Origin of the sequence: Vreelandella sp. F11 (genome assembly GCF_042466685.1) — a bacterium.
Classification (GTDB): Bacteria; Pseudomonadota; Gammaproteobacteria; order Pseudomonadales; family Halomonadaceae; genus Vreelandella.
In genome coordinates, this window is sequence record NZ_CP170448.1 from 3,514,873 (window position 1) to 3,531,319 (window position 16,447).

A 16,447-nucleotide genomic window follows, 5' to 3' on the forward strand; every position below is an offset into this window, starting at 1 on the left:
TTAGCCATTCGATGGAAGTCATTTACAGAGCAGTCGGACGATAGCCAGGAATGGTCTGTTCAAAATAGCTATCCGCATCCTGACCAACGCCGCCTAAGCCACGGAATACGAAGCGCAAAAATAGCCCACGATCATTAAAGTCATCATCAATGGGTGCGGTGTCATTGTCGTCTACCCATTCGCGCCACACCAGCTGCAGACCGTAGCAGCAGTTATTCCACTGCACGCCGGCCAACTGCTCGAGGGAGCGCTCATTGGTTTGATCGTGCAGGTAGCGGCCAATCAAATCAATGTTAGTCGTGGCTTTCCAGGCAAACGAGAGATCCCACTCTTCGCGGTTATAGTCGCGGAAGCCATCGTCGCCCGGCAATACACCCGGGTCGAACCCTTCGATCTCCCAACGGTAGCCAAGGTTCACTACGTGCCCTTCCGGGTGCCGATAACCTACATCAATGCTGGAGCGTTCAGTACGTTCACGGTAATCATCGTAGAGCCATTCTGCGCCACTGCTCCAGCGATCATTGATCTGCCAGTCCAGCCGGCTGACCAGCGGCGAACGATCCCGAGTGGCTTGGTAGCGGCTTTCTGGATTAACGCTAGGGTTATCTTCCGGTCGATCCGGCAGCGTATCGGCATCGCCTTCACTATCAATGCGGCGGTCGGCAAAGTAAACACTCTGGCCTACCCCGAACGAGAGCCGGTCACGACCAGACGCATCTTCCAGTAGCCGAGACTGGACGCCGTAAGAGAGCCGGTTGAGATCACCCACCCGGTCAGTGCCGGAAAAGCGCTGGGCTGACCAGAGTTGATCCCAGGAGAAAGCGCGCTCGCGGCTGTCGAAGTCAGGCAGCTCGCTCTGATCGGTGCGCGGCACGTAGGCGTAGTTCAAACGCGGCTCCAGCGTTTGGCGGTACTCCCGCCCACCGAGTGCCAGCTCACGCTCAAAGACCAGACCGCTGTCAATAGAGGTCAGCGCAACGCTTCGGCTGGGTGAGTCGCTACGCTGCGTATCGCGCTCGCCATAATCCAGTTCATAGGCGGTATTCCATAGCTCGGTGCGCGGTTCCAGGTAACCCCAGGGCCGCTCAAAGCGCCAGCCAACCGCAGGCATGAGGTGCAAACGGCTACCGGTGGCCGCTTCACGCTCCGGCACGCGGCGCTCATCCACGTCGCGCCAAAAATAGGTCGCGTTTGATCGCCACTGGGTATAGAGCCCGTTGTCGAACTGCCAGTTGGCATTGGCGCTCAGGCTCGGCAGTTGGTAAAAGGGTTTGTCGCTATCGCTAAGCGGGTCTTCCAGGCGCTGGAAACCCTGGGCGCGGGCGTCCAACTGCCAGCGCTGGCCGCGGTAATCGACCTGGGCCAATCGCTCCATGCTGTCGCGATCACTGTCGCCAAACTCACCACCAAAGTCATCGAAATAGCGACCGTCGCTGGCCGCACCGTAGCGAAGCCGGTAATTACTGCGCTCGTTCACCCGCCCTGCATGGCGGGCATCCACATACCAGCGATCATCACCCTCGAAGCGATTTTCTCCGCCGCCAGAGCCACCGTCATCACTGTTTAAATAGCCGCCTTCAACGATGCCCGAGCTCTCCTCGAACAGGTAGCGGTACTCACCGTTCATCAACAGCCCGCGGTCGCTCATCCAGCGCGGCGTAATCGTCGCATCGTGGTTAGCGGCAATATTCCAGTAAAACGGCTGAGCGTAGTCGACACCGTCCGTGGAAAAACCGATCGATGGCGATAGCAGCCCGGTATGGCGGCGATCATCAATGGGAAAGCGCAGCCATGGCCAGTAAAAAATCGGTACATCTTTTACCTCAAGGCGCGCATGACGGGCTGTACCAAAGCCTGAAGCTTGATCCAAACGAATATCACTGCTGACAAGCTGCCAGCTATTGGCGCCTGGGTCGCAGGTAGTAAAGCTTGCGCCCTGCAGGCGATACTCGTTTTCCCCGGTCTGCTCCAGCTCACTGGCTTGACCGCGCAAATGCTGCTCGTAGAGCACATAGTGGCTGTTGCCCAGAGTGGCCCGGTCTTCGTTTAGCCGGAGCATCGCCTGCTCGCCACGCACTAAAGCGCGCCCGTCACGTATGGCAATGTTGCCTTCAGCATCGACCTGCTGGCGGTCGGCGGGTAAGAACACCCGCTCCGCCTGAACTTCCTCACTGCCGCGTCGCAGGACGACATCGCCGCGCAGCAACGCCTCGCCGTTGGCGTCGTAATCAACGTCACTGGCCTCCAGCGAGAGAGTTTCCGGGTTATCCTCCGCTGGCAAACGGTAGCTGGGCATGACATAGCGCCCACGGCACAATTGAGTAGCCGCTTCTTCTTTTCCCCAGGGTTGCCAATCCAGCGCTTCAGCGGACATGGTTTGACCCTGAGCCACCGCCGTAAACGAGGCGCTAGCAAGCAAACTGCCCATTAGCGTATGCGCAACCGGCAAGGTGCGCGAAAATCGCTTGCCCATGTTCGTTATCCTTGGCATCCAGAATCGGTATTATACAGCCCGCATGATGCCCGACCAGCAAGGAGCTTGCATGTCCTCATATCGGATTAACGCCCTCACCCTGTGGGCTGCCCAACAAAATGGCCTATCCCAGGCCGATATTTCGCTTTCATCCGCCGTGGGCGATGCGAGTTTCCGGCGCTATTTTCGCCTTACGCTACCCGACGGCACCACCCAAGTGGTCATGGATGCCCCCCCTGAGCAAGAGGACTCCCAGCCGTTTGTTAACATCGCCAAGCGCTGGCGCAGCGCCGGGCTGCCGGTACCCAAGGTGCACGCGGCCAACCTGGCGGATGGCTTTCTGCTGCTTGAAGACTTGGGCGATACGCCGCTACAGCATCTATTTAGTGACGACGCTACCACCCAGGCTTACCACACTCAGGCTCTCACGCTGATCGCCGCGCTGCAAAACCGTGCCGGCCCTGACGCACTCCCCGCTTATGATACGGCGCTGCTGGGCCGTGAACTCGACCTGTTTCCCGAGTGGTGTCTCAGCGCCTGGTTAACGCTGCCACCGCCGGACAGTTGGTACGCCGTTCGTGAGCAGCTAATCCAGCACGCCTTAGCGCAGCTGGTGGTCACTGTGCACCGTGATTTTGATGCCATGAACCTGATGGTACATGAACAGCGGCTGTTTATGATCGACTTTCAGGACGCCGTGGCGGGCCCGCTTAGCTATGATTTGATCTCGCTGCTGCGGGGGCGCTACTGCCGCTTTAACAGCGAGCAGTTTGCCAACTTTGTCGATACTTTTTATCGCCAGGCGCGCAGCGACGGCCGACTTTCCAGCAGCGTGGATTTTGCCACTTTTCTCACCCAGTGCCACGCTATGGCCGCTCAGCGCTCACTAAAAGTGTTGGGAATTTTCTGCCGTTTAACCCTGCGCGATCAAAAAAGTGGCTATCTGGAGCGCTTACCGCACTTTCTGAACCATTTGGAAGATAGCCTTTCGCACCTGACCGAGCAGGCTGAGTTCGCCGAGTGGGTCAACCGCTGCTTAAGGCCTGCCATTATGCAACGATTAGCGGAAGTGTTATGAAAGCGATGATTTTAGCCGCGGGCCTGGGCAAGCGGATGCGACCACTCACTGACCACTGCCCCAAACCGCTGCTACCCATAGCGGGCAAACCGCTGATCGTGCACCACCTGGAGCGGCTTCGCCAGGCGGGTATTCATGAGGTTGTCATCAACGTCAGCTACCGTGCCGAGCAGATTATTGACACGCTCGGCAATGGTGACGCCTATGGAGTGCGCATTCACTGGAGTCGGGAAGCAGTGCCTCTGGAAACCGGCGGGGGCATTCAGCAAGCACTGCCGCTGCTTGGCGAGGCGCCGTTTCTGCTGGTTAACGGTGACGTTTGGTGCGAAGCACTCCCCGACCAGCACGCGCTACAAGGTAACGACCTGGCTCATCTAGTGCTAGTGGAAAACCCCTCTCACCATGCGAATGGGGATTTTGGACTGGTGGGCGGGCGCGTAAATCAAACCAGCCCTGAGCGCTTGACCTATGCGGGTATCAGCGTGATTCACCCTGCCCTATTAGCCGATCAGCCTCAGGGAGCCTTTGCCTTGGCGCCACTCCTGAGAGACGCTATTGATAACCAACGGGTAAGCGGCGAACGGTACGCAGGGCACTGGGTCGACGTGGGAACCCCGGAACGGCTGGCAGCACTGGAAAACCAGCTACAGAGCTGAGCAATTGGTGGGGCGCGCAGGCCAAGAAATGTTATGCTGCGCGACTTACCTATCGTCGCCTAGATGAGGAGAGCCGCGTGAAAGCACGGGTAAAATGGACAGAAGGCCGCCAATTCGTGGCGGAATCCGGTAGCGGGCATAGCGTTGTGATCGACGGCCCGCCCGACCATGGCGGCCGCAACACAGGGCCTCGCCCAATGGAAATGCTGCTGATGGGCATGGGCAGCTGCACCGCTTTTGATATTCTGAATATTCTTGATAAAGCACGTGCTGATGTAACCGACTGCGTCGCTGAGCTGGATGCCGAACGCGCCGATGAAGTGCCTGCCGTGTTTACCAAGATCCATGTCCATTTCGTGGTAACCGGGCGCGCGCTGAAAGAGAAGCAGGTTGCCCGTGCGGTTGAACTCTCCGCGGAAAAGTACTGTAGTGCATCGATAATGCTCGTTAACGGCGGCGTTAAGATCACCCATTCCTTTGAGATTATGGAGGAGGCTCGGACGTGACAGACAATCTCCGACTCCACGGGTTTAATAACCTGACTAGCTCGCTGAGCTTTAATATTTATGACATCTGCTATGCCAAAACCGAAGAGCAAACAGCGGCTTACATCGACTATATCGATGAGCTCTATAATGCTGAGCGTCTAACGCAAATTCTTAAAGACGTCACTAATATCATCGGTGCTCACGTACTCAATATCGCCCGCCAGGACTATGAACCCCACGGCGCTAGCGTGACGATTTTGATTGCCGAGCATGAGCTTGACGAGGCGGCACCTGAGCAGATTGAGCCGGGGCCCGGCCCGCTGCCGGAAACAGTGGTTGGGCACCTGGATAAAAGCCACGTTACCGTACACAGCTACCCCGAGTCACACCCCGACAACGGCATTAGCACCTTCCGCCTAGATATCGATGTCTCCACCTGTGGTCATATCAGCCCATTAAAAGCGCTGAACTACCTGATTCACAGTTTTGACTCTGACATCGTCACCATGGATTACCGGGTACGCGGCTTTACCCGCGATGTGGATGGTAAGAAACTGTTTATCGATCACGGTATTACTTCCATTCAAGACTACCTCGCTGAAGACACCAAGAACGCGTACCAGATGATGGACGTCAACGTGTATCAGGAGAACATGTTCCACACCAAGATGCTGCTCAAAGACTTCGAACTGGATAACTACCTGTTCGGCACGTCGCGTCGCGACATTACCTTTGAAGAGGCCCGTGACATCGAGGGCCGTCTGCGTAAAGAGATGCTGGAGATTTTCTACTCCCGCAATCTGGATTAAGCCCCCATCTGGAATTACCGCAGCACCAGAACACCAAAAAGCCAGCGAACGCTGGCTTTTTTTATGACTGCAGGGAATGGTTAATAAACGCTAGGCTCGCCTTCGGGGCGAGTCTTAAAGCGCCGGTGCAGCCACAGGTACTGCTCTGGATGCTTGCGAATGGCCAGCTCAATAAACTGATTGATCCGTGTGGCATCGGCTACTTCGTCCTTGCTGGGAAAGCCTTCCAGCGCTGGCAGGCTTTCAATCGTATACGTCGCATTATCCGGGTTGCGATGGAACATCATCGGCACCACCGGTGCACCTGTCATTCGCGCAAGCTTGGCCGTCAAACGAATGGAGGCTGCCGGCTGGCCAAATAGCGGTGCAAACACACTCACATCACGGCCAAAATCCTGGTCAGGTGAATACCAAACCATGCGTCCCGCTTTTAGCTGTCGCACCACACCGCGCAGATCATGACGGTCAATCGCCTGCCCAAAAATGCGTCTACGGGCCCGGGTCATAAAGCGCTCAAACAGCGGGTTGTTATGTGGGCGATAAACGACATCGGCAGAAAAAAACAGTGAGTGCAGGGCACCGCCTAAATCGAGAGTAGAGAAGTGAATGCCAACGATGATTACCCCTTTGCCACGGGCTTCGGCGCGAGCTATATGCTCTTCGCCGATATAAGTGACCCGGTGGCGCAGAGGTTCGCTATCTCGACACCAACCCGTAGCGGTTTCAATCAGGCCAATGCCATTGGCAATAAAGGTATCTTTGACCAGTTGTCGCTGCTGTTCGGGGCTTTTTTCGGGGAAACAGAGCGCTATATTGGTTTCGGTAATATGCCGACGACGCTTGGCAAAGCGCCAAGCCAGTAGGCCAAGCCCTTTGCCGATGGCCATTTTCAAACGCCATGGTAGCCAGGCAGCGATATACATGGCACCAATAGCCAGCCATGTGGGCCAGTATCGCGGGTGGGCGAACGAGCGCGGGTAACGTGATTTCGACATGCAAACAACCGTTTAAGCAAAACGCCCATAATAACGCCGCGGCGCCCGGGGCAGTACCCCTGTGAGCAACGTATAGCTGATGGTATCGCAATAGCGGGCCACTTCATCCACCGACAGCACTTCACCGTTGCTGGCTCTGCCCCAGAGAACAACCTCGCTGCCGATCGCGACATCAGGCACATCCGTCACGTCAATGGTCAACATATCCATAGAGACTTTACCGGCAATGGCGCAGCGTTGGCCGTTGACCAGCACCGGCGTGCCATCGCGGGCATGGCGGTCGTAGCCATCGCCATAGCCACAGGCAACCACAGCAATGCGTGAACGCCGCGGCGCACGCCAGCGACCGCTATAGCCCACGGGCTCCCCCTCTTCCAGCTCACGCAGGGCAATGATTTCCGAGCGTAGCGTCATAACCGGTTGCAGTTGCTGGGTGATGTCGTTGGCCTCTTCCAGGGGGTCACTGCCGTAGAGCATGACCCCTGGCCGGTTCCAATCGCCGTGGGCCACTGGCCACGCCAGGGTGGCGGGTGAGTTGGCCAGGCACAACGGCGCTGCCAGCTCACTTGCAAGCCCTTGCAGCCGGGTCATTTGCTGCTTGAAGTAGCCGTCATCACGGGAATCGGCGCTGGCAAAGTGACTCATGAGATGGAGCGAAGCCACACTCGGCGCGGCGCTAAGCTGATGCCAGATGGCGGCGGCCTCGTCGATAGCAAAACCGAGGCGGTGCATTCCGGAGTCAACTTTCAACCAGACGGGTATCGGCGTCTGCGGTGAAGCGGCTAGCAGGGCATCGACCTGCCACTGGCTGTGCACCGTAATCCAGAAGCCGTGGGTGTCCACCAGCGTCAGCTCGTCGGCGCTGAAGATACCTTCCAATAGGATAATGGGTTGGGTAATGCCGCCCTCACGCAGGCTAAGCGCCTCTTCAATGCAGGCGACGGCAAACGCCGGTGCTAAGCTCTCCAGCGCCTGAGCGCAGGCCAGCGCGCCATGCCCATACCCATCGGCTTTAATCACCGCCACTGAGCGGCTTTGGGGCGCGCAGCGGCACGCCAATTGATAGTTGTGACGCAGAGCGTCCAGATCAATATCGGCCACAAGGGGTCGCATGTGCTTTCTCACTTACTGATTTAGCAATAAAAGCTTATTAATCAACATTTTTGCAATAAAAAGCCGGGTAAGCGCTCAATGTCACTCGCCCGGCTTAGAGGGAAGGCGCAAGTTACTTGCACCGAAGAATCACTCAGGTTTCAAACAGCGCTTCTAAAGAAAGACCCTGTTTTTCCAATGCACGGCGCAGCTTCTTGAGCGCTTCGACCTGGATCTGGCGAACCCGCTCGCGGGTTAAACCAATTTCGGCACCCACTTCTTCCAGAGTGGCCGACTCATGGCCGCGTAAGCCGAAACGGCGCACCACCACTTCACGCTGTTTTTCACTCAGCTCGTCCAGCCACAGATCCACATGCTCTTTGACGTCACCGTCCACCAAGCGTGCTTCAGGGCCCTGCACTTCGTCGTCCGCCAGCGTATCGATCAGTGGCTTATCGCTCTCGCCCCCCATGGGGTAATCCACCGACGACACGCGCTCATTAAGACCGAGCATCTTTTTAACCACATCGACCGGTTTATCCAGGTGATCGGCGATCTCTTCAGCGGTGGCTTCGTGATCAAATTTTTGAGTTAATTCCCGCGCCGCACGCAGGTAAATATTCAACTCTTTGACCACATGGATCGGCAAGCGGATGGTGCGTGTTTGATTCATCAGCGCGCGTTCGATGGTCTGGCGAATCCACCAAGTCGCGTAGGTCGAGAAACGGAAGCCCCGTTCGGGGTCGAACTTCTCCACCGCGCGAATCAAGCCCAAATTGCCCTCTTCGATCAAATCCAGTAGCGTCAAGCCACGGTTCAGGTAGCGACGGGCAATCTTTACCACCAGCCGCAGGTTGGATTCAATCATCCGCGAGCGACCCAAGGGGTCACCCTTACGCGCCAAGCGACCGTAATATACTTCTTCTTCTGGCGTTAACAGTGGCGAAAAGCCGATTTCGTTGAGGTAGATTTGCGTCGCATCCAAGCTTTGGGTCGATTGACGATCCTCGCGCCCTAGTGCCTTTTCGAAAGCGTCTTCTTCTACCGTGACATCATCAGTATCATCAAGCGCCTCCTCAGCAGCATCCAGGTCAACCTCCTGTAGATCTTTCTCCAACATACTCATGGCCTTACCCCTCGTTTGTCGCCTACCCGCCATTTAGAAAGTCAAAGGGGTGCGTTCAAGGACGCACACCATATTGTTATGTGACAATTGTTATATGACGCTCGAATGCAGCGATTCGGGCAACGAAGTCATACGCAGACGGCTCACCCTCCCTGTGAGGACATTAGCGGGAAGGCAGAAAATCCATGGGATCTTGCGGCTGCCCATCACGGCGAACCTCAAAGTGTAATCTGACGTTTTCTGCATCGCTATCCCCCATTGTGGCAATCACCTCGCCGGCCTCGACCACATCATTTTCACTGACCCGTAAGCTGTCATTATGCGCATACGCACTCAGGAATTGATCGTTGTGCTTGAGTAGGATGAGGTTGCCATACCCCCTGACACCACTGCCCGCATAGACCACGATGCCGGGGCCTGCCGCTTTTACAGGTTGCCCCTTTTCACCGGCGATATCAATCCCAGCGGTGATGCTATTACCCTGACCAAACTCTCCGACTACATTGCCATTAGCAGGCCACTGCCAGGCGATGTTTTCAGCGGGCGTATAGGTGCGCGAAGAGCGGTCTACGCTGGCGCTTTGAGCAGGAGCGGAGGCTTCAGGCTGGGGTTCAGGTTCAGACGCTGGCTGCGGTTCTGGTTCTTGCGCTGGTTCTGGCTTTGGCGCAGGCTGGGCGGGCTCAGGCTCTGGGTCAGCTGCGGCGACCACTTCAGGCTGGGGCTTAGACGAAGGGCTACTGGCGGGCTCAGCCACTTGCTCTGCTGCATCTAAGGCCTCTCGTTCAGCCGTAAGGCGCCGATTACGCTCAATCGCCGACTCATCGGGCAGCAACCAATCCAGCTCCTGGTCATCACTTGCCACCGAAGCGGTCTGCGGGCTTAGCCCTCTCGCCACAGCGCCACTGCCACCTGAGGTACTCGCAGCGGACTGGTTGCTGCTGGCCGCTGGCGCAGCGCCTTCGCGCAGGGCAATGGTTTGTCCTGGCCGGATTTGGTAAGGCGGATTAATGTTATTCATTGCCGCGAGCTGGCGATAATCCAAATTATGCTGCCACGCAATGCCATACAGGGTATCGCCGGCTTTGACCGTATATTGGGGCGAGCTTTCCACCGCCTGGCGAGCCTGACTTAAATCCCGCACCTGGGGGCTTCCGCCTTGCTGGCTGGCACAGCCAGCAATTGCCAGTGCCAGCGCCGACATCATCATTGCTTTAGGTAGATAACCTTTACGCATATAAACCTACTCCTTTTCAGCGCCAAGCTGGGTATCGATTGGCCGACGATCCGCATATCGGTTGAGTAACACGACAATAAGAGCACCTACGGCCATTAGTGCGACAACACCGACCACTTGTGCCGAAGCATCGGTCAATGCAGCATAGTCAGCGGGCAATAAATAGCGGTACTCCAGAGGAATCATTCGCCCCTCTGGCCCGATTTGATAGCGTAACAGTTCACGCCATGGCCAGAGAACCGGTAGCGAACCGACAATAAACCCCAATAGCAGTTGCATGGTTGAGGTGTGATGACGTCGTAACAGCCAGGCAAGCAGCCGTGAAAACAGTGCCAAACCCACCATACAGCCCATGCCAAACAGTATAATAATACCCATATCAAAGCTGCGAATTGCGCCCATGATGGTGCCGTAGAGCCCCATGGTCAGCAATAGAAAGCTGCCTGAAACACCCGGCAATAGCATGGCGCTAATCGCGATGCAGCCTGCCACCATCACTACCAGGGCTTCATTCCCTATTAATAACACCAGTGGCATCATGCCTGGCAACGTCTGGGCGAGCACTAACCCCACCAGTAGCGGCAATAAATACCATAGCTTCCAGCCCTTACTCGCTCGCCACACCACCAGTGCAGAGGCAGCGACCAAACCGAAAAAGAACCCATCCAGCAGCAGCGGATGCGCTTCCATCAACCAGAGTGCTAAATGCGCCACGCTAAATAGGCTAACCGCGCCCCCCGCCAGTAGAGGCACCAGAAAGGCCAGATTCAAATGATTGCCCAGAGCCCGCCAGCCACCCCGTCGCCAAGCGCTGATGGCGCTGGGGCCAAACTGCTTGATGGTGTTGATCAGCTCTTCATAAATACCGCTAATAAACGCAATTGTTCCTCCCGACACGCCGGGCACCGCATCGGCAGCACCCATCCCTGCGCCTCTTAAAAATATTCCCAAGGGTTGCCGCTTCAATCCACTACTCCTTGCAGTAAGGGTACAAAACGCACGGGTTCAAGCCGACGTTTTTCAAAGGCACTGCCGATGCGCTTTATCTGGGTAAGCCACTGGCTGCCATCGGGCTCTTCTATCGGGGCGATGAGCACCCCATCGTGACTCAATTGCTCGAGTAGCGCGGTCGGCACCGTCTGAGCACAGGCGGTGAGTAAAATAACGTCAAACGGCGCGGCGTCAGGCCAACCAAAACCACCGTCTGCCACCGCCAGGGTGGCAGGTGCTGCTAGCCGTCTTAAGCGCTCCGCCGCTCGCTCGTGTAGTGCGCTGATACGCTCGATGGAGTAGAGCTCTTCGACCAATCGCGACAGGATAAGTGTCTGATAGCCAGACCCTGTTCCCAGTTCGAGCACTCTATGCGGCGCGGCGCGCAGCACGAGCTCTGTCATCCGCGCCACAATGAACGGCTGCGAGAGCGTTTGGCTAAAGCCAATCGGCAGCGCGGTATCTTCATACGCGCGATGGGCCAGCGCTTCGTCAACAAACAGATGACGCGGTTCACTGGCCATCACCTCCAGCACCCGGGTGTCGCTAATACCCTGTTGCATGAGGCGCTCGACCATACGGTCACGGGTGCGCTGGGAGGTCATGCCGCGACCGCGCAGCTCTCCTGGAGAGATATCAGGCAAAAACATCCAACCAATCCTGCACATCGTTAAGCGCGGGGTGCCGCGTTAGGTCTGTTTGTAGGGGAGTGATCGACACATAGCCCGCTTCGACGGCAGCAAAATCGGTATCATCACCATCATCAGCATTGGCGGCTACCGGCGCAATCCAGTAGCGCGTGCGCCCACGCGGGTCTTGAACCGCCAACGGCTTCTCTGCCGGCCCACGATAGCCTAAGCGCGTCACTTTAACGCCTTTAATCTCCTCCCAGGGCACATCGGGCACATTGACATTCAGCAGTGTTCGCGGCGGGAGCGAGAGCTGATCCGCAGCACCAATCAAGGTGGCAGCCACCCGAGCAGCAGTCGCGAAATGGCGCTCGCCACATAGCGACATGGCAATCGCCGTCATCCCCAAATTGCGCCCCTCCATGGCCGCCGCAACAGTACCCGAGTAGAGCACATCGTCACCCAGATTACTGCCGTGGTTGATGCCTGAGATAACTAAATCAGGTTTTTCGTCCCACACGCCGTGAACGCCCAAATAGACGCAGTCCGCGGGCGTACCATCGACGCTGTAAAAGCCGTTATCCAGCGGCGTCAACGAGAGAGGCCGTGACAAAGTAAGCGAGTTGCTGGCACCGCTACGGTCACGGTCAGGCGCCACTACGCGGATATTGGCATGGGCCAACAGCGCATCGTGCAGCGCACGCAGTCCCGGTGCGTGCACACCATCATCATTGGAAAGCAGTAGTCGCCGCATGGCGGGTCTCCTTGATCATAAGCGCGTAACGTGACGGCTCATATCCATCACTTTTACTAACCTCTAAGCCTGATTAGTCATCCAGGCACTGACGGCTCATTTCCGTCCACCGCTACCCGTTCACTAACGTCAGCTCGCTAATATCAGTTCACCAAGCACAGCGGTGGCAAAACTGCCCCGCGGCAGCGCAAACGACAGTCGGACGGCGCCAGGTTCCCAAGTGAGCTGGGGGTTAAGCAGCCGCATACGCAATGCTCGGCGCGCCTGCTTTACCCCGCTGCGCTCTAAGCCACTACATAACACTGGGTAGTGCTGCATCAAGCGCGCCTCATAAACAGCAGCGTCGCCTTCGCCAGCGTCGCCAACGCCCCACAACACCCCGGTGGGATGTACATCCAGTTCCGCGGCACGCTCCTGGAGCGTCGCATCAGCGGCATCGATACGAAACACGCTTTGCGTGCCGTCCAGCATTAACGTATCGCCCGCCAGCGGCTGCGACCAAGTGCCATCGGCGATGCGCGCGCTGAGCAGTTCATTAAATAGAAAACTTCGCGCGGTGGAGAGCATCATACCCTGGCGATCGTCGCGTTTACGCCAACCTCGGTTAAGTAGTGCTTCGGCGCGCTGAAGATTGCGTCCCTCCGGGCCAAAGCGCTGGGGGCCAAAATAGTTGGGCACGCCATGCTGACAGAGTGCTTCCCAGCGGCCAATAAAATCATCGCCCTCAATGGCTTCACCGCTCAAGCGCAAAACAAACCGATTCGTACGGTGAACGCCACGTTTCAGCTTACGGGGGTGGCGCGCCTGCTCCACGACCGTGATACCCAGCGCAGTAAGCGACTGCTCAAGCTCCGGCGGCGCATCACGGCCGGGCAGATGCACACTTAGCCACTGGCGTGTAATGGCAATGCGGTCTTTCATGCCGGAGTAACCAATATCACGGGGCGTTACGCCACAAAGCCGGCTTAAGGTTTTGACGACATCTAACGTGGTTTGATTGCGCTTTTCAACTCGCAACCACAGATGCTCCCCGTGCGCTTCGGGGGTAAAATCAAGCTGCTCATCGACCCAAAAATCTTCCGGCTGAGCACGGTACTGGCCCGGTTTAGGCGCACCAAACTGAGTGTCTAAACAGCGCTGCCACGCTGGCACATTAATCATTAAGCGCCTCAGCACGGTCAAGCAACACCACTGCCTCCGCGGCGATGCCTTCACCGCGCCCGGTGAAGCCTAACCGTTCGGTGGTGGTGGCTTTAACGTTGACTTGACCAAGCGCCACGTTTAGGTCGGCGGCAATGACTTCCCGCATGGCTTCGATATGCGGCGCCATTTTGGGCGCTTGGGCCATCAGCGTAGCGTCGATGTTGACTACCCCATAGCCTTGTTCCTGAACAAGCATGACCACGTGGCGTAGCAATTCGCGACTATCAGCGCCCGCCCATGCCGAGTCAGTGTCAGGAAAGTGGCGGCCAATATCGCCCAGCGCACAGGCACCCAGCAGTGCATCGCTAATGGCATGAAGCAGCACATCGCCATCGGAGTGGGCCACAAAACCGTATTCAAACGGCAGCTTAACGCCACCGATCATTAAATGATCGCCAGGGCCAAAGCGGTGTACATCGAATCCGTGGCCGATACGCATTATATGCTCCTAATGATTAAAGCCTGCCTGGCGTGTTAGCGGCTTGTGCCGCCATAATCGCGGCTGCCAGCGCCAAGTCATCTGGGTGGGTAATTTTCAGGTTGTCGCGCCGCCCAGTTACCAACTGTGGGCACTCGCCCAAGGCTTCAACCGCCGAGGCTTCATCAGTCACCAGCGTTTTCTGCTGGCGGGCGGTCTCCAGGGCTCGCCGCAGCAACGCATAGCGAAAGCCTTGGGGGGTTAGTGCGTGCCACAACCCCTCCCGGGGTTCAGTGCGCGCGCTTTGGCACTGCTCATCGGCGCGTTTCATGGTATCGGCTACCGGCATCGCCAGGAGAGCGCCTGCGGTGTGGGTCGCCGCAGCTTGATAAAGCGCCAGAAGATCGCTCACGGTAATACAGGGGCGGGCCACATCATGCACTAACACCACATCGTCATCGTCGGCCGCCATCGCGTGCAGAGCATTTAATACGCTGTCCATTCGCTCGCTGCCGCCCACCACCCGCTGCCAGTCAGTAAAAGGCACCCAGTGAGGTAAAAACCAGCGGTCATCGGCATCCAAACAGAGCACCAGGCGAGCGCTAGGAAAAGCATGATGAAGACGCGCCAAGGTATGCGCCAGCACCGGCCGTTCGTCGGCCAAGGTCAAATACTGTTTGGGTTTATCGGCCCCCATACGTCGGCCTTGACCCGCTGCAGGAACAATTAACCAGATTTGACTCACTGCGGCGGCTCCTGGGGAGCAACCAAACCCGCATTAATACCAATGAGTTCATTTTGGATCGCCACCCCCGGCACCCAGAAGAACTGCTCGTCGGTGCGCACCATACCCATATCGCTACGAGCACGCTCCTCAATGGCATCTAAGCCGGTTTTTAAATCCGTCACCTCTGCCGCCAGCCGCGCATTGCGTTCACGCATGGGCACATTGGCCGCCTCTTGCACCGCCACTCGCTGCTCCACGTGCTGTAAATCGCGCCAGCCGCCGTTGCCTAACCACAGCTCGTATTGCAGCAGCGCGAAGACAGCGAGCAATGTCAACACTAGCCATTTACGCATTACTGCTCTCCGATAACCTATCTAGTACAGCCTAACGTTGACTAATGCTCGATTAAGCTGCAGGTAAAAATCACGTTTTAAACAGCCGTTGTATCAAACAGACGCGCTGATTGGCGCGCATTATGCCATCAAGGCGCAACACCAGCGAGCCGCGCCTCATTTAAATGGCAGCGCTTGATGGGCCGCCTCGCGGTAGGCGCTGACATGTTCGCCCTCTTGATGGCAAAACTGGGCAACACCGGCAGCCAGCCCAGGGTGGCTAATATAGTGCAGCGAGCGAACGCGCTGGGGTGCAAAGCCGCGTACCAACTTGTGTTCGCCCTGGGTACCTGGATCAAATAGCGTTAAGCCACGCTGTAAACAGTAGTCAATCCCCTGGTAGTAGCAGGCCTCAAAATGCAGGCAATCAGCGACCACTTCGCTTCCCCAGTAGCGTCCATACAGCGTACTACTGCCTCGAAAGTAGAGCGCTGCCGCTACCGGACGCTCTTCAACATGAGCCTGTACCAGCACCAGCGCCTCCGGCATGGTTTGGCGCAGGCGCTCAAAAAAATCATGGTTTAAATAAGGGGGGCGGCCACGTTCATGATAAGTGATCGCATAGCAGCGATAGAAGTGCGCCATATCCGCTGAGGTGATCGCCTCGCCTTCCAAACGTGCCACCTGTAAGCCTTGCTCGGCGACCAAACGCCGCTCGCGCTTGATCATTTTGCGCCGCTTCGAGGTCAGGCTGGCTAGAAAGCCCTCAAAGTCACCGAATCCGCGATCACGCCACTGAAACTGAACACCTTCGCGGCTGATCAACTCCGGGCACTGTGCCTGCCAGGCGGTGACATCTGCCTCGTCGGCAAACAGTAGGTGCCAGCTTGAGAGATTAAGACTTTCGCACTGCTCCCGCCACGCGTTGGCCAGCAGTGCACGGATGGCCCTGGCGTCGGCGTGTTTGGCGATGAGGGTGCGCGCTCCTGGCACCGGCGTGAACGGTACCGCGCTGAGCGCTTTGGGGTAGTAGCGCCCCCCTGCGCGCTCCAGCGCTTCCGCCCAGCCCCAATCAAATACATACTCGCCGTAGGAGTGATGCTTGCAATACATGGGCAGCGCCGCGACCAGTTGCTCGTCTTGCCATACACTCAGATGGCACGGCTCCCAGCCCGTAGCCTCGCTAACAGACCCACTGGCCTCCAGGGCGTGCAAAAAGGCGTGACGTAAAAATGGCTGATCGTCATCTACCAGTGCATCCCACTGGCTTGCCGTAACGGCCTCAATGGTGGGTAGAATAGTGATCGATAGTGGGGGTAACGGCATAGCACCTTCCCGGGCGTATAGAGGCTAAAAGACCACTTTACACTAACTGTTTATATAAACCGTTTACACTCATCATCTATACCCACGGGCGAGATCAACGGGCTAAATCAAAGAGCT

The 16,447-nt window shown here is 57.2% G+C and carries 17 protein-coding genes; 4 read left to right on the forward strand and 13 right to left on the reverse strand.

Features of this window, described 5'->3' with window-relative positions; all coding sequences use genetic code 11:
- Positions 1-22 precede the first annotated feature (22 nt).
- Positions 23-2,473: an LPS-assembly protein LptD gene (locus tag ACFIOZ_RS16120; RefSeq protein ID WP_386079644.1), complete on the reverse strand. Its 2,451-nt coding sequence runs from the start codon at positions 2,471-2,473 to the stop codon at positions 23-25.
- A 70-nt stretch (positions 2,474-2,543) separates the two neighbouring features.
- Here ACFIOZ_RS16120 and ACFIOZ_RS16125 point away from each other — a divergent pair, with 70 nt between their 5' ends.
- From ACFIOZ_RS16125 to speD, 4 genes are all read left to right on the forward strand, one after another.
- On the forward strand, positions 2,544-3,551 hold the full coding sequence (locus ACFIOZ_RS16125) for an aminoglycoside phosphotransferase family protein (protein WP_386079645.1): 1,008 nt from the start codon (positions 2,544-2,546) through the stop codon (positions 3,549-3,551).
- Positions 3,548-4,207, forward strand: a complete 660-nt coding sequence (gene murU / locus ACFIOZ_RS16130) for an N-acetylmuramate alpha-1-phosphate uridylyltransferase MurU (protein WP_386079647.1) — start codon at positions 3,548-3,550, stop codon at positions 4,205-4,207. Before ACFIOZ_RS16125 ends, murU begins: the two co-directional genes overlap by 4 nt.
- 77 nt (positions 4,208-4,284) lie before the next feature.
- Positions 4,285-4,713, forward strand: a complete 429-nt coding sequence (locus ACFIOZ_RS16135) for an OsmC family protein (protein ID WP_088698865.1) — start codon at positions 4,285-4,287, stop codon at positions 4,711-4,713.
- Positions 4,710-5,504: an adenosylmethionine decarboxylase gene (gene speD, locus ACFIOZ_RS16140; protein ID WP_022522363.1), complete on the forward strand. Its 795-nt coding sequence runs from the start codon at positions 4,710-4,712 to the stop codon at positions 5,502-5,504. Before ACFIOZ_RS16135 ends, speD begins: the two co-directional genes overlap by 4 nt.
- 80 nt (positions 5,505-5,584) lie before the next feature.
- Here the strand turns inward: speD and lpxL are convergent, their stop codons facing one another.
- The 12 genes from lpxL to ACFIOZ_RS16200 all read right to left on the reverse strand — a co-directional run bounded on the left by lpxL (position 5,585) and on the right by ACFIOZ_RS16200 (position 16,330).
- Entirely contained in the window at positions 5,585-6,499 is a 915-nt protein-coding gene (lpxL, locus tag ACFIOZ_RS16145; protein ID WP_386079649.1) for an LpxL/LpxP family Kdo(2)-lipid IV(A) lauroyl/palmitoleoyl acyltransferase, read from the reverse strand.
- A gap of 12 nt (positions 6,500-6,511) precedes the next feature.
- Positions 6,512-7,612 (reverse strand): alanine racemase, encoded by a 1,101-nt coding sequence (gene alr, locus ACFIOZ_RS16150; protein WP_386079651.1) that lies wholly within the window; start codon positions 7,610-7,612, stop codon positions 6,512-6,514.
- Positions 7,613-7,745: 133 nt separating this feature from the next.
- Positions 7,746-8,717, reverse strand: coding sequence for an RNA polymerase sigma factor RpoS (gene rpoS, locus ACFIOZ_RS16155; RefSeq protein WP_088698869.1), 972 nt, complete (start codon positions 8,715-8,717; stop codon positions 7,746-7,748).
- A gap of 163 nt (positions 8,718-8,880) precedes the next feature.
- Positions 8,881-9,951, reverse strand: coding sequence for a peptidoglycan DD-metalloendopeptidase family protein (locus ACFIOZ_RS16160; RefSeq protein ID WP_386079653.1), 1,071 nt, complete (start codon positions 9,949-9,951; stop codon positions 8,881-8,883).
- Between the two features lie 6 nt (positions 9,952-9,957).
- Positions 9,958-10,917 carry a DUF368 domain-containing protein gene (locus tag ACFIOZ_RS16165; RefSeq protein WP_386079655.1) on the reverse strand — a complete coding sequence of 320 codons (960 nt, stop codon included), beginning with the start codon at positions 10,915-10,917 and terminating at the stop codon, positions 9,958-9,960.
- Positions 10,914-11,591 (reverse strand): protein-L-isoaspartate(D-aspartate) O-methyltransferase, encoded by a 678-nt coding sequence (locus tag ACFIOZ_RS16170; protein WP_386079656.1) that lies wholly within the window; start codon positions 11,589-11,591, stop codon positions 10,914-10,916. Before ACFIOZ_RS16170 ends, ACFIOZ_RS16165 begins: the two co-directional genes overlap by 4 nt.
- Positions 11,578-12,324, reverse strand: coding sequence for a 5'/3'-nucleotidase SurE (surE, locus tag ACFIOZ_RS16175; protein ID WP_386079658.1), 747 nt, complete (start codon positions 12,322-12,324; stop codon positions 11,578-11,580). Before surE ends, ACFIOZ_RS16170 begins: the two co-directional genes overlap by 14 nt.
- A 129-nt stretch (positions 12,325-12,453) precedes the next feature.
- Positions 12,454-13,485, reverse strand: coding sequence for a tRNA pseudouridine(13) synthase TruD (gene truD, locus ACFIOZ_RS16180; RefSeq protein WP_386079659.1), 1,032 nt, complete (start codon positions 13,483-13,485; stop codon positions 12,454-12,456).
- Complete coding sequence (gene ispF / locus ACFIOZ_RS16185) at positions 13,478-13,966, reverse strand: 2-C-methyl-D-erythritol 2,4-cyclodiphosphate synthase (RefSeq protein WP_386079661.1); 489 nt, start codon at positions 13,964-13,966, stop codon at positions 13,478-13,480. The genes truD and ispF overlap by 8 nt, the downstream gene beginning before the upstream one ends.
- Positions 13,967-13,982: 16 nt before the next feature.
- On the reverse strand, positions 13,983-14,690 hold the full coding sequence (gene ispD / locus ACFIOZ_RS16190) for a 2-C-methyl-D-erythritol 4-phosphate cytidylyltransferase (protein ID WP_386079663.1): 708 nt from the start codon (positions 14,688-14,690) through the stop codon (positions 13,983-13,985).
- Complete coding sequence (gene ftsB / locus ACFIOZ_RS16195; RefSeq protein WP_308335910.1) at positions 14,687-15,025, reverse strand: cell division protein FtsB; 339 nt, start codon at positions 15,023-15,025, stop codon at positions 14,687-14,689. Before ftsB ends, ispD begins: the two co-directional genes overlap by 4 nt.
- Positions 15,026-15,181: 156 nt before the next feature.
- A complete protein-coding gene (locus ACFIOZ_RS16200; protein ID WP_386079665.1) occupies positions 15,182-16,330 on the reverse strand; it encodes a GNAT family N-acetyltransferase in 1,149 nt (382 codons plus the stop codon).
- Between the last annotated feature and the right edge of the window lie 117 nt (positions 16,331-16,447).

What these genes read in the sequence shown, in the direction of transcription:
- rpoS (WP_088698869.1), bottom strand. Translation starts at nt 8,717, where the DNA reads ATGAGTATGTTGGAGAAAGATCTACAGGAGGTTGACCTGGATGCTGCT.
- ACFIOZ_RS16125 (WP_386079645.1), top strand. Translation starts at nt 2,544, where the DNA reads ATGTCCTCATATCGGATTAACGCCCTCACCCTGTGGGCTGCCCAACAA.
- ftsB (WP_308335910.1), bottom strand. Translation starts at nt 15,025, where the DNA reads ATGCGTAAATGGCTAGTGTTGACATTGCTCGCTGTCTTCGCGCTGCTG.
- murU (WP_386079647.1), top strand. Translation starts at nt 3,548, where the DNA reads ATGAAAGCGATGATTTTAGCCGCGGGCCTGGGCAAGCGGATGCGACCA.
- ispF (WP_386079661.1), bottom strand. Translation starts at nt 13,966, where the DNA reads ATGCGTATCGGCCACGGATTCGATGTACACCGCTTTGGCCCTGGCGAT.
- ACFIOZ_RS16170 (WP_386079656.1), bottom strand. Translation starts at nt 11,591, where the DNA reads ATGTTTTTGCCTGATATCTCTCCAGGAGAGCTGCGCGGTCGCGGCATG.
- alr (WP_386079651.1), bottom strand. Translation starts at nt 7,612, where the DNA reads ATGCGACCCCTTGTGGCCGATATTGATCTGGACGCTCTGCGTCACAAC.
- ACFIOZ_RS16200 (WP_386079665.1), bottom strand. Translation starts at nt 16,330, where the DNA reads ATGCCGTTACCCCCACTATCGATCACTATTCTACCCACCATTGAGGCC.
- ACFIOZ_RS16120 (WP_386079644.1), bottom strand. Translation starts at nt 2,473, where the DNA reads ATGGGCAAGCGATTTTCGCGCACCTTGCCGGTTGCGCATACGCTAATG.
- lpxL (WP_386079649.1), bottom strand. Translation starts at nt 6,499, where the DNA reads ATGTCGAAATCACGTTACCCGCGCTCGTTCGCCCACCCGCGATACTGG.
- ACFIOZ_RS16160 (WP_386079653.1), bottom strand. Translation starts at nt 9,951, where the DNA reads ATGCGTAAAGGTTATCTACCTAAAGCAATGATGATGTCGGCGCTGGCA.
- surE (WP_386079658.1), bottom strand. Translation starts at nt 12,324, where the DNA reads ATGCGGCGACTACTGCTTTCCAATGATGATGGTGTGCACGCACCGGGA.
- truD (WP_386079659.1), bottom strand. Translation starts at nt 13,485, where the DNA reads ATGATTAATGTGCCAGCGTGGCAGCGCTGTTTAGACACTCAGTTTGGT.